The sequence below is a fragment of the Winogradskyella luteola genome (assembly GCF_019203985.1).
In the GTDB taxonomy this organism is placed as follows: Bacteria; Bacteroidota; Bacteroidia; order Flavobacteriales; family Flavobacteriaceae; genus Winogradskyella; species Winogradskyella luteola.
Genome location: NZ_JAGSPD010000002.1, coordinates 1 through 16,556, shown reverse-complemented (window position 1 = coordinate 16,556; position 16,556 = coordinate 1). Strand labels below are relative to the sequence as shown.

Annotated in this window: 13 protein-coding genes and 1 other RNA gene; 8 read left to right on the top strand and 6 right to left on the bottom strand. The window is 34.2% G+C overall.

The features are described from left to right. Window positions 1–63: 63 nt before the first annotated feature. Window positions 64–1,506: an ATP-dependent DNA helicase gene (locus KCG49_RS02180; RefSeq protein WP_218544551.1), complete on the bottom strand. Its 1,443-nt coding sequence runs from the start codon at window positions 1,504–1,506 to the stop codon at window positions 64–66. A 145-nt stretch (window positions 1,507–1,651) separates the two neighbouring features. Here KCG49_RS02180 and KCG49_RS02175 point away from each other — a divergent pair, with 145 nt between their 5' ends. From KCG49_RS02175 to KCG49_RS02160, 4 genes are all read left to right on the top strand, one after another. Then, the gene (locus KCG49_RS02175; RefSeq protein WP_218544550.1) at window positions 1,652–2,377 is read left to right on the top strand and encodes a PH domain-containing protein; all 726 of its coding nucleotides are present in this window, start codon (window positions 1,652–1,654) and stop codon (window positions 2,375–2,377) included. Window positions 2,378–2,380: 3 nt separating this feature from the next. Continuing rightward, entirely contained in the window at window positions 2,381–3,187 is an 807-nt protein-coding gene (locus KCG49_RS02170) for a DUF3822 family protein (protein WP_218544549.1), read from the top strand. Next, the gene (gene rsmD / locus KCG49_RS02165) at window positions 3,187–3,726 is read left to right on the top strand and encodes a 16S rRNA (guanine(966)-N(2))-methyltransferase RsmD (RefSeq protein ID WP_218544548.1); all 540 of its coding nucleotides are present in this window, start codon (window positions 3,187–3,189) and stop codon (window positions 3,724–3,726) included. Before KCG49_RS02170 ends, rsmD begins: the two co-directional genes overlap by 1 nt. A 144-nt stretch (window positions 3,727–3,870) precedes the next feature. Beyond that, on the top strand, window positions 3,871–4,641 hold the full coding sequence (locus tag KCG49_RS02160; protein ID WP_218544547.1) for a hypothetical protein: 771 nt from the start codon (window positions 3,871–3,873) through the stop codon (window positions 4,639–4,641). Between the two features lie 42 nt (window positions 4,642–4,683). Here the strand turns inward: KCG49_RS02160 and rnpB are convergent. Continuing rightward, window positions 4,684–5,021: RNase P RNA component class A (rnpB, locus tag KCG49_RS02155), an RNA gene on the bottom strand. A 101-nt stretch (window positions 5,022–5,122) separates the two neighbouring features. Between rnpB and KCG49_RS02150 the strand changes: the two genes are divergently transcribed. The 3 genes from KCG49_RS02150 (at window position 5,123) to KCG49_RS02140 (ending at window position 8,114) form a co-directional block, all read left to right on the top strand. Continuing rightward, on the top strand, window positions 5,123–6,859 hold the full coding sequence (locus KCG49_RS02150; protein ID WP_218544546.1) for a DNA polymerase III subunit gamma/tau: 1,737 nt from the start codon (window positions 5,123–5,125) through the stop codon (window positions 6,857–6,859). A gap of 101 nt (window positions 6,860–6,960) precedes the next feature. Further along, window positions 6,961–7,530, top strand: a complete 570-nt coding sequence (locus KCG49_RS02145; RefSeq protein ID WP_218544545.1) for a hypothetical protein — start codon at window positions 6,961–6,963, stop codon at window positions 7,528–7,530. 2 nt (window positions 7,531–7,532) lie between these two features. Continuing rightward, window positions 7,533–8,114 (top strand): MiaE family protein, encoded by a 582-nt coding sequence (locus tag KCG49_RS02140; protein ID WP_218544544.1) that lies wholly within the window; start codon window positions 7,533–7,535, stop codon window positions 8,112–8,114. Between the two features lie 54 nt (window positions 8,115–8,168). Here the strand turns inward: KCG49_RS02140 and KCG49_RS02135 are convergent, their stop codons facing one another. From KCG49_RS02135 to KCG49_RS02120, 4 genes are all read right to left on the bottom strand, one after another. After that, window positions 8,169–8,699 carry a porin family protein gene (locus KCG49_RS02135; RefSeq protein ID WP_218544543.1) on the bottom strand — a complete coding sequence of 177 codons (531 nt, stop codon included), beginning with the start codon at window positions 8,697–8,699 and terminating at the stop codon, window positions 8,169–8,171. Window positions 8,700–8,807: 108 nt separating this feature from the next. Beyond that, entirely contained in the window at window positions 8,808–9,713 is a 906-nt protein-coding gene (locus KCG49_RS02130) for a Ppx/GppA phosphatase family protein (protein ID WP_218544542.1), read from the bottom strand. A gap of 6 nt (window positions 9,714–9,719) precedes the next feature. After that, window positions 9,720–11,768: a polyphosphate kinase 1 gene (gene ppk1 / locus KCG49_RS02125; RefSeq protein ID WP_218544541.1), complete on the bottom strand. Its 2,049-nt coding sequence runs from the start codon at window positions 11,766–11,768 to the stop codon at window positions 9,720–9,722. Further along, window positions 11,765–12,253 (bottom strand): SixA phosphatase family protein, encoded by a 489-nt coding sequence (locus KCG49_RS02120; RefSeq protein ID WP_218544540.1) that lies wholly within the window; start codon window positions 12,251–12,253, stop codon window positions 11,765–11,767. Before KCG49_RS02120 ends, ppk1 begins: the two co-directional genes overlap by 4 nt. Window positions 12,254–12,638: 385 nt before the next feature. Here KCG49_RS02120 and KCG49_RS02115 point away from each other — a divergent pair. Beyond that, a partial coding sequence (locus KCG49_RS02115; RefSeq protein ID WP_218544539.1) for an Ig-like domain-containing protein occupies window positions 12,639–16,556 on the top strand: 3,918 nt, incomplete at its 3' end.

Here is a 16,556-nt window from a genome sequence, read left to right as displayed (position 1 = left end):
GTTTTAGATTACAGTTTTTTATATCTGAAGCATTTATCTGAAATTGGTTTCATTGTGATGCTTCTAATTTAAAGTATTTTCTGTAAACATATTATCTTTAAATCCTATTAAATATAACTTTTCTTTGGCTCTAGTCACAGCCGTATAAAGCCATCGTATATAATCTTTATCCATGCCATTTGGCAAGTAAGGCTGTTCTACAAAAATAGTATTCCACTGTCCACCTTGCGATTTGTGGCATGTTATGGCATACGAAAACTTTACTTGTAGTGCATTAAAAAAGGTATTGTTCTTTACACCTAAAAAACGCTTGTAGTTTGAAGTTTCATCTGCATAATCCTTAGATACTTCTTGATATAAACGGTTAGATTCTTCGTAGCTCAAAGAGGCACTTTCTGCATCAATTGTGTCGAGTAACAAAACGGTTTCAAAAGGTCGCATACGAGGATAATCTACCATTTTTACTTTTACTTCGGCAAATTTAAAACCGTAGAGCTCTTTTATGCTAAATATCTCCAGAACTTCAATAATGTCTCCATTAGCTATAAAACCTGCTTCAGTTGTTGGTTTTACCCAAAAATAGTTATTCTTAACTACCATTAAATAATCGCCGGAAGACAATTCACTTTCATTAAATAATATACGCTGTCTTATCTGCTTGTTATATTGATTGGCACGCTTATTACTACGCACTATAATGGCTGTTTCCTCATAACCTTCATTACTGTAAGCATCGTTTATTGCATCCATGATTTCATAACCATCAACAAGTCTTACAATATCCTTATAGGCATCAACATTGAACTTAAAGCTCTCATAAAAGCTAGTTTCTAAAACGGCCCTCAGCTCTGTAGCATTTTCCAGGATGCCGGAGTCTTGTTCTTGGCGAACCACCTCATCAAGTTCTATACCTGTAACATCTTTATTATAGTTTAAACTGAGTTTATCTTTGTCCAATGCAGGACTTAAATCAGACTTCACAGGTGGCAATTGCGCTTTATCACCTATGAGTAATAATTTGCAGTTATGGCCAGAATACACATATTGCATTAAGTCATCTAAGAGTGAGCCATTTTCAAATAGTTTAGAATCTGAAGGTAAGTCTGGTATCATAGAAGCTTCATCCACTATAAAAATGGTGTTCTTATGTTTATTGGGCTGCATCACAAACTTAACACCTCCTCCTCTATCCTTTTTTGGAAAGTATATTTTCTTATGAATTGTAAAAGCCTCTTTTTTTGAATAATTGGAAATTACCTTAGCCGCCCTTCCTGTTGGTGCAAGTAGTACGGCACTTTTTTTAGCTTGCCACAAATTAGAAACTATGGTTCCGATAATGCTAGTTTTACCAGTACCAGCGTAACCTCTAAGCAAATAAATAGAATTAGATGATTTATTGAAAATGAATTCCGACAACTGCATCAGCACCATATCTTGTTTAGAAGTGGGCTGAAACGGAAACTTGGATTTTAATAACGAATAGAATGCAGAAGCATTGGTGATCATACAGAAACAAATATGAAGCAATATAGCATTATTCTGTATTTTGTAATGGATAATTTAACTCGCTTCTTTATTTTTTATTTAGATAGTTTTTACCAACAAAAAAAAATTGTAGATTTGCGAGAGACCTAATTAATAAATCATCGATATGAACATAATTATTGCAGTTGTAGTTATTATTATCTTAACCATAGCCATTGTTTGGTTAATTGACAAATTTGTACCAAAGAAATTAAAGCCAGTTATACATCTTGTGCTTTGGGGATTGATTGTTTATTTGGGTTATATAACGTTTATGTCTGTTTATAAAGAAATTCAGTTTAACAAACTAAAAGTTAAACGTTATGAAGTTGTTATTGATCGTTTAATAGATATTAGAGACTCGCAATTGGCATATAAAGAAGTACACGGCGAATATGCAGGTGATTTTGACAAGTTAATTGACTTTGTTGAAAATGGACAAGTACCAATCACACAAAGACGTGACACATTGGTATTGGATAAAGAAAGAACACTTGCTTTTGGGGGTGTTGAAACCATGAAAACCATTACTCTTATTGATACTTTAAGTTATTATACTGTTAAGGATTCTATATTTAAAGGTGATAATCGCTATAAAAATATGGCAGATGTTGGTATTGGTGAAGAAGGTGCGAAATTTTCTTTAAAGACAGATAAATTAGATGATATATCAGTTTTTGAAGTCACAGTAGATAAGGAAGTTATTTTACACGATCAAGATAAGTACTTAGTAAAAAAAGAAAAGCAAGTTGTTTCTGTAGACGGTGTTAACGGACCAACTTTAAAAGTGGGCTCTCTAGAAGAAGTTAATACTACAGGTAACTGGCCTAAAAACTATTCAAAAAAAGAGTAAGTTTTGACCAAAAACAATATTAAAGCATTGTCCATTCAAGTAAATTTGAATGGGCTTTCTTTTTGTATTCTAAATAGAACTTCGAATACTATTGAGTTTCTTAAGCATATTGCCTTTGAGCAAAAACTCACACCTTTTGATACGCTCAACCGTATCAAGGCCGAGATGAGCAGTAATACGGTTTTTTCTGACGAATTTAATTCTGTTGTAGTTATTCATCAAAACGAATTGGCTACACTTATTCCAAAAGCACTCTATAGCGAAAACCTAAAAGCAGATTACCTAAAGTTTAATGCTAAAATTTTAAAGACCGATTTTATTACGCACGATGAAATATTAATCAACGATAGCGTAAATGTCTATATACCTTATGTAAACATCAACAACTATATTTTCGAAACCTTTGGTGAGTTTACATACAAGCATTCCTCAACCTTATTAATTGATACTATTTTACAAAAAAATGGTAGCGATAAAAAGACAAAAGTTTACGTACAAGTCAACAGTTCTACAATAGAAGTACTGGTTTTAGACAAAGGCCAATTACAATTATTTAATGTTTTTGAATATCGCAGTAAAGAAGATTTTATCTATTACGTTCTATTTGTTTTCGAGCAGTTAAAATTAGATGTAGAAACTACTGAAATTAAACTAAGTGGCCGTATAGAAAAAGACGACGAGTTGTACCAAATGCTTTATACCTATGTAAGACATGTAGATATCATCGGCACAGATTTTAATTATAAGTTTTCAGAAATCATTAAAGACAAAAACCTTCATCATCACTTTTTAATCTTAAACTCATTTTAATGCGTATTATTTCTGGTGTATACAAAGGCAGAAAAATACAGGCACCAAAAAAGCTTCCTGTAAGGCCAACCACAGATATGGCCAAAGAAGCCCTGTTCAATATACTTAATAATCAATATTATTTTGATGATATTTCGGTCTTAGACTTGTTTTCTGGAACCGGAAACATAAGTTATGAATTCGCATCCAGGGGTACAGAACAAATAACTGCTGTTGATGCCAATTATGGCTGCATTAAGTTTATAAACGAAACCTCTGAAGCTTTTAAAATGCCGATAAATACCGTTAAAAGTGATGTATTCAAGTTTTTAGAAAATTCTAAACAACAACATACTATTATCTTTGCTGATCCGCCTTATAATTTTGAAGTGAGCCTATTTGCTAAGATTCCGGAGTTAGTGTTTAAAAACAAACTATTGCAAGCGGAAGGAACTCTTGTAGTCGAACACTCAAAGCATACAGACTTAAGTCATTTAGAATATTATTCATATTCAAAAAATTATGGAGGAAATGCATTTAGTTTTTTTGTAAAAAACTGATCAACAGTATTGTAAGTTAATTCCGAATAAAATATTTTCACTATCTTTATAAGCCTTTGCAGAGTTCCTCTGTTTTATTTCTACAAGTTTTGCACTTCTATTTTTGATATGGTTAATAAAGCTATTAACCAAAACCAAACAATTATGAAAATTTTTAAAAAAGGAATTCTAATTCTATTAACTTCTTTATTTGCTGTCAACTTTTCCAATTCACAAGAAAAGGAAGAAGAGACACAACCAACAATGTTTGTTGTACATACGGACAATGTAAAATTTGAAATGATGCCCAAGTACGAAGAGATAAGCAAGAAATTTAAAACCGTATGTGAAGAGAACGATATTAAAGATATGACTTGGACAACTATTAGTGTGGAAGATGGTCGCTACGTTTATGTAAGCCCAATATCTAGTATGGCAGACTTAGATAAAAATCCTATGGAATCTTTGGCTAAAAAAGTAGGTAAAGAAGAAATGAACAAAATGTTTGATGGCATGGATGAATGTTATGATTCTCATAGCGATGCCATTGTTCATTTTATGCCAGAACTTTCTTATATGCCAGAAGACTATAGTACCCAAGGCAAAAACAAAAGAGAATACCATTTTCTTTATTACTCGCCAAAAAATGGTAAAGAAATGGGTGAAGCTATGGCCAAAGTAAAAGAAATGTTTAAAACCAAAGGTGTCAAAAATGGTTACGAAGTATATCACAGTGGCTTTGGTAGTGAAGAAAGTTACTATATGGTATCCATAGCGGGATCATCCGAAATGGATATTGCTCAAGGCGGTGAGGAAAATGACAAAATCTTAGGCGATGAGAAAGATGCTACATTCTGGAATGTCATTAAGCTGACCACAAAATACGATCAGTTAGAAGCCAGCGTTAGACCAGACCTAAGTTACTATCCCAACTAAATAAAATAAAAACCCTTTACAGAAATTGTAAAGGGTTTTTTGTATTTAAGCAAATCTATAAGCCGAATTCTGTTTATTCTGAACTTGTTTTAGAATCTCTTCATAACAAGAACAAAATACCCTTATCATTTATCTGCGTTTACTGTTACCAGCAAACTTTAGCTGCCTACCCTCTAACAATCGCGCGTGCACGCTCAAACGTTAGTTTACATGGCATTGCACCACATAGAGTTTACCTGATTTCACTACAGCATTACCTGTACATACTTTCTGTTGCACTTTTCCTAGCCTTGCGACTGGTGGCTGTTAACCACTATGATTGCACTATGGTGTTCGGACTTTCCTACTCTAAAATTAGAATCGATAAGGCGATTTACTTTCGACAAAAGTAATCAAATTGTTAATAACTCCTATTAAATTTCAGGCTTCACAAATGGCTATTTAGAGGTTATTATTAAATTTGTAATTCAGTTATTTTTCAATGGAACACTTCGTAGTATCGGCACGTAAATACAGACCACAAACCTTTAAGGATGTTGTAGGCCAACAAGCCATTACAAATACTTTGCTTAATGCTATTGAAAATAATCACTTGGCACAAGCCTTGTTGTTTACAGGGCCTCGCGGGGTAGGTAAAACCACATGTGCTCGTATTTTGGCTAAAATGATAAATAGCGATGGCAATACAAGTGAAGACGAAGACTTTGCCTTCAATATTTTTGAGCTAGATGCCGCATCAAACAATTCTGTTGATGACATAAGAAATTTAACCGATCAGGTTAGAATTCCACCTCAAGTTGGCAAATATAAAGTCTATATTATAGATGAGGTACATATGCTATCGCAAGCGGCTTTTAATGCATTTCTCAAAACCTTGGAAGAGCCACCCAAACATTGTATTTTCATCCTGGCTACTACAGAAAAACATAAAATTATTCCAACAATTTTATCGCGCTGTCAGATATTTGACTTTAAGCGCATTACTGTTTCTGATGCCAAAGAGTATTTAAAATATATTGCTGAAGAACAAGGTATTACTGCTGAAGATGATGCACTTCATATCATTGCACAAAAAGCAGATGGTGCCATGCGTGATGCACTTTCCATTTTTGATCGTGTAGTAAGCTTTTCTGGAAAAAACCTAACACGGCAAGCTGTTACCGAAAACCTTAATGTCCTCGATTATGAAACTTATTTTGAAAGTACGGATTTAATCTTAGAGAATAAAATACCTGAGTTGTTGGTACAATTCAATTCTATATTGTCAAAAGGTTTCGATGGCCACCATTATATTGCTGGTTTGGCATCTCATTTTAGAGACTTAATGGTCTGTAAAAACCAAGCGACGATAGAACTGCTAGAGGTTGGTGAAGAAACGAAACAGAAGTATGTTGAGCAATGCCTAAAAACATCCAATGCGTTTTTAATGAAAGGCATTCAACTTGCCAATGACTGTGATCTAAAGTATAAAACCAGTAAAAATCAACGCTTACTTGTTGAATTAACACTTATGCAATTAGCCTCTATCACTTTTGATGGAGAAAAAAAAAACAGTAAGCACTTCATAATTCCACCATCTTACTTTAAAACAAAAGGTATTACGCCTATTCCAGTTGAAAAACCTAAAGAACAACTACAAGCAACTCAAGTAGAAGCTACAACCCAAAAAACAAATACTATTGTAGAAAAAGAGACTGTTAGTACAGTTGCTGAACCTAAACCGGTAAGAATTCCAAAAATATCGATTGACACTGCAAAGAAATCAACTTCTGGCTTATCTCTAAAAAGCATCAAAGAGAAAAAAGAACACCAAATTCGTCAACTAGATGTTGTTATTGATGAAGAAGACTTACCAAAAGAACCTGTTACACAAGAAGCTTTAACGGAAGCTTGGAATGCCTATACCAATGCAATGGATAAAAAGGGCGAAAAAATAATGGCTTCCATATTGCAAATGGATAAACCCAAATTAAGAGGTACAGCGATACATCTCACCTACTCCAACAACACTAATAAAATTGAACTTGAGCGCGCCCAATATCCATTATTGGCGTATCTGCGTAAAGCACTTAAAAATTTTGACTTACACTTGGATATAACAGTAAATGAAGAAGTTGCAAAAAAGTATGCATTTACGCCTAAAGAGAAATACGAAAAATTAAAAGAGAAAAATCCAAATATAGAATTACTTAAAAAAACCTTTGGCTTAGATATCTAAAATCAAGAAAGCCCATATTGAGCATTTGGCAGACAATAGTCAAAACCAGTTGACATAACAATATGATTAAAAAAACGGATGAATAAAAAAAAGTTAAATAGATGAAAAAACTGTTGTGCTTATTGGCTATTCTAATCATAGGTTTTACGAGTTGCGAAGGTCGTAAAACGCAAAGTCAGGCTTTATCTGAGGACATAGAAGAGTTTAAAAAGGAAGTTAAAGTTGAAAAAATTGTTTATGAGCCAGAAACTTATATGGAACGTGAGGTGGATACGTTATTGCACAATGGTTACAGAGTAAAAATAAAAACTTACTCTGACATGGATAACGCTGTACTTTTCACCAAAATTAAAGATACAGTTAACTATCAAACTTACTATAGAAACTTTAGGTTTGATATTCTCATAGAAAAAAACGGTAAGCGCATTTTTGATCAGTACTTTAATAAAGACAAGGTAAATTCTTTCTTTAAATTTTATACTATAAAAGATTATAATTTTGATGAACTTGGAGTTTTAAAATCAATAGAAATCAATGATGATCTATCTTTTTCTGATAGGGTTAAAATAGAAGTCATGTATACTATTCCCGAAACAGATAAAACATCATTACATTCGCTATCTATTGACAATAAAGGAACCTTAAAAGTAGAACGTATAGAAACCAACTAAATATGCTGGGATTAAAATTACCTACTGACCCAAGATGGGTAAACATCGTAGAAAAAAATATTGAAGAAATCCTCACAGATCATGCGTATTGTGAGCAAAAAGCAGCCAGTACAGCAATTTCTCTAATTGTTAGTTTCCCTGAGTACACAGAACTTGTTGAGGAAATGATAGAGCTTGTCAACGAGGAAATGAGCCATTTTAAAATGGTACACGATCTTATTCTTGAACGTGGTTGGATACTCGGCAGAGATCGCAAAGATGATTATGTAATTGCATTATTGAAGTTTTTTCCAAAAGGAGGCAGCAGAACCACACAATTAGTGCATCGCCTTTTATACGCAGCATTGATTGAAGCCAGAAGTTGTGAACGTTTTAGACTGCTTTCTGAAGAGCTTGAAGATAAAAAACTTGCCAAATTCTATAGAAAACTAATGATTAGCGAAGCAAGCCACTACACCATGTTTTTAAACTTTGCACGCCAATATGGGGAACGAAAAGAAGTTGATAAAAAATGGCAGCAACTCCTTGATTATGAAGCTGAAATAATTAAAGGACTAGGGAATAAGGAAACCGTACATGGTTAAAAAAATAAAGCCCCAACATGAGTTGAAGCTTTTAATATATTATAGAGTTTTCTTTTAGATCTTAATACCAAAACCAAATTGCAAGACATGGTTTTTGGCTTCAACATCGGTTAAATCTTCATCTAAGATATTAGTCAATCCATAAGAGAATCTGGCATCAACAAACAACTCACTGGTAATCATATATTCTGCACCAACCACACCAGAAAAAGCAAAGGTTGAAAATGCATCTTCATTTTGCCATGTTTTTAATGAAACTTGTGGTCCTGCACCAAAGGATAAGCGGTCAGATATAGATAACTCAAGCATAATGGGTAAATGAATATAATCTGCTCTAATACTTTCATCTTTTCCACCTTCAGCAGACCATTGTAGCTCGGTTTGAAGCGATAGCTCTTCAGAAAAACCAAATTCGACAAAACCTGCAAAAGCGAAACCATTGCGATGCTTGTTTTCAAAAGTAGCATCTGGATCAAAATCTAGGTTTGAAATATTCAGTGCACCTCTAACACCATATTTTATATCTTGTGCCGAGCCAACCAAGGCCATAGCAATAAATACAGAAGCAAGTAAAAACTTTTTCATAATCATAAATTTGAGATAGCGAATATAATTTTTAATTGTAAACTAAACATTAATTTACCGTTTTTTGTACGAAAAAACCCGATTAACGAAAGTTTTAATATGTTATAGTTATACCATTACGCTAGAAACGGTTTCATGGTAGATACTTTTTATAATGCCATCGGACAAACCAATTTTTGGAACATATATATCTTTTGCACCACTCCATTTCATTGCCGATAAATATATTCGAGTAGCAGGAATAATAACATCTGCTCTATCTTGATTAAGGTTTAATTTGGTAATACGCTCTTCGTACGAGTAGTTTTGCAGCATTTTATAATAGCTAGTTAAGTAAAAATAAGTCAATGGCTTACCTATATCCTTACCAGATATTTTAAAGATCTTATTAATGTTTCCACCAGAACCTATCAACTCAATCTTATAATATTGCTTGGTGTTTTCTTTTATCCACTGCTCGAGTTCAACCCAAGTTTCATTTTTAACAATATCATTAAGCAGTCTTACCGTACCTATTCTAAAGGATTTAGATTTAATTTTATTTCCATTGTTAATAATCGAAAATTCTGTACTGCCGCCACCCACATCTACATAGAGATATGTTTTATTGGGATCGATAAACCGGTGAAGATCTGTTTCTGCAATTATTGCTGCTTCTTCCTCACCATCAATAATGTCGATATTTATTCCACAAGTGTCCAGTATTTTCTTGGCAAGTGGCAGACTATTCTTTGCTTCTCGCATTGCAGAAGTGGCACAAGCTTTGTAACGCACTACACCATGGGATTTCATTAGCAAACTAAATGCCTGCATAGTATCTATCATTCGCAATTGATTATATTCAGATATATCCCCATTAATAAAAACATCTGCCCCTAATCTAATCGGAACCCTAACCAAAGAGTTTTTCTTAAAAATTACAGGTTCGTTATCTTGCTCTATAATATTGGATATTAATAATCTAACGGCATTAGACCCAATATCTATGGCTGCATATTTCTGAATTTTCAGCATGAATCTTTATAATTTATTTGCGTAATAGTTATAGGTATCGAATTGAGCTCTCACTTTGGGTAAATCATTCCTTCGATAGGTATTATCTTGGGTTTCATTAATTATCCGAGCTTTTACGTTATCGTTCCAACAAATATCATACAAACGTTGTAGCTCTTGTTTTATATCCTTGTCATAAATTGGGCAACTTACCTCTACTCTATTATCAATGTTTCTTGTCATCCAATCTGCTGATGAAATATAAATTTTTGGATCTTCGTTGTTACAGAAAATATAGAGCCTAGTATGCTCTAAAAACTTATCAATAATACTTATAATTTCTATATTTTCGCTCATATCCTTAACCCCTGGCACCAAACAGCACAGTCCTCTAACTATCATTTGTATTTTTACACCAGCTCTGCTGGCTTCGTAGAGTTTATCTACCATTTTATAACTGCTGATACTATTCATTTTTAACTTAATATAAGCAGGTCTTCCGTTTTTGGCATTATCTATTTCATCATCGATCAATGAAAAAAGTTTTGTCTTGGTATAATGAGGTGAAGTAATGATATGCTTGTATCTGTTGACCTTATAATTGACTTCAAAAAAGTTAAATACCTTATTGAGATCTTTTAAGATTTTTGAATTTGCTGTCAATAAAGTAAAATCTGTATAAATTTTTGCAGTAGACTCATTAAAATTACCAGTGCTTACAAACCCATAGCGGACTAATTTGTCATTTTCCTCACGTTCGATAACGCACATTTTACAATGTACTTTTAAACCTGGCACACCAAAAAGCATATTTACTCCGGCATCTTGCATTTGCTCTGCGTAATTGATATTGGCTTCTTCATCAAAACGTGCTCTAAGCTCAATAGACACGGTGACCTTTTTACCATTTTTAGCAGCATTTATTAATGAACTGGCTACGTGCGAGATTTGTGCCAGTCGGTATATCGTAATTTTTATAGTCTTTACACTTGGGTCTAGTGCAGCTTCTCTTAAGAACTTTACGATATAGGAAAATGCATGATAGGGTGTGTAAACCAAATAATCTTTTTTAGCAATGGTTTTGAATATACTTTCTTCAAAACTTAGACCTTTTACTGCTAATGGTTTTATTTTTTTATATAACAAGTCAGTACGCCCCAAACTTGGAAAATCCATATAATCTCTTCTGTTATGATAGCGCCCTCCTGGTATCATACTATCTTTCGAATCAATTTCCATACGTTCTAAAAGAAAGTTTAGAGTATCATCATCAATACTCTTATCGTAAACAAAACGTACCGGATCACCACTTTTTCTATCCTTTACACTTTCAGATAGTTTATCTATAAAGCTCTTACTTAAATCACTGTCAAAATCGAGCTCACCATCTCTTGTAATCTTTACCATGTGAGCAGATATACTGTCATAACTAAAAATGTTAAAAATATCATCCAAACAATATCGTAAAAGATCATCGACCATAATGATAAAACTAGCATCCCCTTTTTGGGGCAGTACGATAAAGCGATCCATGGCTTTGGATATTTCAATAAGCGCATATTGATCTGAGCCATTAGAGTTAGACATCTTCACAGTTAAATAACCAGAGCTATCCTTGAGTTCGGGTAGATCGACATCTTCGCTTAGAAAAATGACTACCAAAGCCGGACTGACCTCCTGATAAAAATAATTTTTGATAAAATGATGCTGATCTTCATCTATTTCGGTCTCGTTAATGATATGTATGTTCTCTTTCTCCAGCTCGTTTTCAATACCATTTAAAATATCTACGCTTTCACTCTGCTGGTCAATAACAACCTTGGTAATCTCTTCGAGCAATTCCCCAGCTTTTATACCTCCCAATTCACTTTTACCTCCTTTTCCAGCATCATAAATTCGCTTTATAGTAGCATATCTAACTTTAAAAAATTCATCTAAATTGTTAGAGAAAATACCTAAAAATCGTAAGCGCTCAATTAATGGAACGTTTTCATCTGCAGCTTCTTGCAATACACGTGCATTAAATTGTAACCAGCTCAGTTCCCTGTTTATGTATACATTTTTTTCTTTGGTCATTTTTTTAGCTCTCTTGGAATAATTATAAGTTCTGTTTGTCCTGGTTTTAAATCTTGCCAACTCTTAATGTCAAAATTAAGCTTTACTAAACCACTTGTAGGAAGATTATCTATAAATTTATCACCAAATATATTAGTGATTGAAGTAAATGCATGGTTATGTCCAAAAATCATTGCATCGTTAATTTTATCGGGTAAATTTTTCAGGAAATTAATAACATCATTACCACCAAAATCATATAAACTCTCCTCAATTGCAACAGCGTTTTCTGATAAATCAAATACTTCCATAAAAATTTTACAGGTTTCAAAAGCTCTTCTAGCTGGACTAGAAAAGATTCTCTTTGGCACAGTATTGCTCTTAATGAATTGATTTGCAACTAATTTAGCATCATTTCTTCCTCTAGATTTTAAAGGTCTTTCTCTGTCTGAAACATCATATTCCCATGAAGATTTTCCGTGTCTTACGAGTGTAATTGTTTTCATATTTTTTCGATTAAATACATTTTTTTTCGATAAAATGTTGCATATCTCCGTTTTAACGATTATTTTGCCACTTTAACTCTAATGTTTGTATAAAATTTTAGTTATAAGTTCTTTTGTTTTTGTAAAATTAATGTAAATGACCCCAAATCAAAAATATATTAAGACATCCATTTTTTCATTTACTTTAATAATATTTCCCTCTATTTTTTTTGCAATTAACGAATATAAAATGTTGTTATGTGCTAAATGATTCTCAATACCATATAATTAAAGGTATTGTAACATTTACGATTTAACAGCATTGAAGATATTATAAGTTATCATGTACAATATGAAAAACAAATACAATTGTATTTCAGTCGTAAGAATAACAAAAGCTATAGTTATGGCTTTATTTGTTATGCTTTCTAATATGCTAATGGCTCAGCAATCACCTTCAATACAAACTGGTGTGACTTTTCAGTGGTCAGATACGCAAGCCAATAATAATCAGCCGGCAACTATTCAATCTGTAACTATAGGCGGGACACTTTACAATACTTTTGTTGTACCTACAAGTTATGAGATGACGCGTTTGGGACCAGACGGCCATACCCCAAACAGAATTCGTCAGAATGGAGGCAATGTTGGTGGTAATAGCGGACAAGCTAATTGGATTACTAATGCCACTGCGGCTTTTCAGGATAAAAACTTAAATCATTATTTCACTGCTAACCCTAATGGTAGAAATATTTGTTCAAACTTTGGTGCAGCATCAACAACTGATGCTCAAAAGCAAACCATTTTTTATAGCCCTGCAATTCCTTCAAATGAAGGTGCTGTATTAGCGGTTACCGAAAGAGGTGGTAACAACTGTTTCTATATTGAAGTATGGGGAATACCTGCTGGTGGTGGTGCAGAACAAAAGTTGGGAGAAACTTTTGTTAGAAACGTTGGTAACTACAGAAATTGTGTTTTTGCGCCTCCTGTAGCTGGTTCTGATTATTGGCAATCCGGACGTTGTAATGAAAATGGACAAACGATTGCTATTGGTTTATTTTATTTGGATGATATTGCACCAACTGGTTCACAAATAACCAGAATTGAATTTATTGCCGCTACCAGAGATCATGGTGACGGTAAATTTTTTATACTTCAAAAATATGCTGTAGACCAACAAAACTTAAATTGTGTTGATACAAAATACAGTGGAGATTTAAGCATTAACAATAATGTCCCTGACAGTTCAACTTATAGTTTAGTATCTGGTCCTTCACCAGCAGGGCAATCTTTTACATTAAACTCTGATGGAACATATAGCTACGTACCAGCCGATGATTATACTGGTGATGTAATATTTCAGTATGAAGTTTGTTTACCAGCACCAAACACTTCTGTGTGTGATAGAGCGACTGCAACCATAAGTTTTGTGGATTTACCATCTATACCCGAAGCTAGCATTGGTTGTGACTCAAACAGCGATGATTTTACCATATCTGTAACCAGTCCTTTAGGTGCAGAATTTGAATATTCCATTAATAATGGTACTTACCAAAGTTCACCAGATTTTAATAATTTATCTGAAGGTTCTTATATATTATCAGTTAGAAGTTCATTCACCAGATGTGAAAACACAAACCCAACAGCGTTTGTTATAGATAATTTAGAGTTAACAGGAAATGTTACTGATGTTTTATGTAATCCTGATGAATCTGGGTCTATTGATATCACAGTATCTGGTGGTGAACCTCCTTACACTTATACATGGAGTAACTCAACTACTGATGAAGATTTAACAAATAGTGCTTCAGGGACATACACTGTTACTGTTACTGATGCTAATGGTTGTAGCATATCCCGTGATTTTACAATAAATCAACCTTCAGAAGAATTAACATCCACAATTAGCGCAACAACAGATGTACTATGTAATGGAGAGAATACTGGTGCTATAGACCTAACCATTTCTGGTGGTACGGCACCTTATACAGTATTATGGAGCAACGGCTCATCTGATCAAGATTTATCAGATTTAGCTGCTGGAGACTACGATGTCACTATTACAGATGCCAATGGCTGTACAACAACAAATCAAACAACTATAAATCAACCTACTGAAGCTTTATCTGCAAATGTTACCAATATTACTAACGTAGATTGTAACGGAAACTCTTCAGGAAGTATTACAGTAGAAGCTTCTAATGGTACCAGTCCATATCAATATTCTTTAGATAATGGCTCTACAAATCAAGGTGCTGGACTGTTCGAAAATTTAGCAGCAGGTATTTATGATATTTTGGTAACTGATGATAATAATTGTATAACTACGTTACAAGCAACAGTTACAGAACCTAATACACTTGGAGTATCTATAGCAAATGTGAACAATGTAGATTGTTCTGGTGAAGCTACTGGAGATATTGCCATTACCGTTACAGGCGGTACGGAACCTTACAGCTACTCCTGGAGTAATTCCGCTACAAGTCAGAATTTAACTGACGTGTTGGCTGGTTCATATACAGTCACGGTTACGGATGACAATGGATGTTCAGTATCTGCAAATGCAACAATTTCAGAGCCAGCTAGTCCATTGAGCTTAAATATTAGTAAAGTTGATGCTAACACAGCCCAAGGTTGTACAAATGGTGAAGCAACAGCAAATGTTTCTGGTGGAACAGCTCCTTACACATACTTATGGAGTGCTTCTGCTAATAATCAAACTGCAGCTACAGCTACCGACCTTCCTGTTGGTTCTCATTCTGTAACTGTAACAGATGCAAATGGCTGTCAGCTTACTCAAAGCATTGTAATCGTCTGTGTAAATACTTGTGATGCAGAAATTACAATCGAAACTATTACTAACGTACTTTGCGTCGGTGATGCAACAGGTTCTGGTATCGTATCGGCAAATTCTAATGCTAATCCTGGTGCTACATTTACATTCACATGGAGTAATGGTCAAGTGGATACTGGAGTTACATCTAGTACTTTATCTGGAGTTACTGCTGGTGTTTATGATGTTAGTGTAACTATTGATGGTACGGTATGTCAACCCGTAGAAGAAACAATTTCTATTACAGAACCAATCAATGCTTTAAACATAACAGCAACTTCTACAGACGAACTTGGTCCAAATACAAATGACGGAACTGCTAGTGCTACAGCTACTGGTGGCGTAGAGCCTTACACGTTCTTATGGTCACCGAATGGCGAAACCACTCAAAACATATCCGGACTATCGGCTGGTACATACATGGTAACAGTAACAGATGCAAATGGATGTACAGATACTGCTACGGTAACGGTTAACCCTGGAACATGTAACAATTTATCAATCTCAGGTACATCAACTCCAGTTATATGTAATGGAGAAAGTAATGGTAGCGTAACAGCTGTAGTATCAAATGGTACTGGCCCATTCACTTATGCTTGGAATACTTTATCGGATACGACTCCGAGTGTTTCTAACCTGCCAGCAGGAAGCTATACAGTGACAGTTACAGATCAAACAACATTATGCACACAGAGTACAACTATTACTGTAAACGAACCAAATGCCTTAAGCACTGGTATAGCAGTGACAAATATTTTATGTAGAGGAGACAGTACTGGTTCTGTCGATTTAACAGTTAATGGAGGGACTTCACCTTACACTTATTTATGGAATACTGGCGATACAACTGAAGATTTAATTGATGTTGTTGCAGGTACATATTCTGTTACAATAACAGATGCAAATGGATGTACAGCAACCAATCAATCTACTGTTCAAGAACCTGCTGAAGTAGTAGCCGGATCAATGATACGTATAGTAAATGTTGAATGCTTAGGCGAAAGTACTGGTAGTTTAACAGCAGAAGGTTCAGGTGGAATTCCGCCTTACACCTATTCTATTGATAACGGAGCTACGTCTCAAGCTAGTGGACTTTTTGAAAACTTAGCCGCTGGAAACTATACGATCTTAATTACTGATGCCAACGGATGTACCTTTGGAGTGGATGGAACTATTGATACAGATGACACTGAAAGTCCTGAAATTTCAGTACCCTCAACTATAACTATTGAAGGCTGCTCGGTTTTAGATATTATAACTTCTAATGCTGTATTTGCATACAGCAATACACAATCTGATGACGTAAAAACAGTTTTTGATTTAAATCCTGATTACAATGCAACAGATGACTTTAATATTGAAAGCATAACTTACGTAGATGTAATTACGTCTGTTAATGATTGTCCAATCACAGTATCAAGAACATTTACAATAACTGACAATTGTGGCAATACTGCAACAACAATACAAACCATTACCGTTGAGGACACA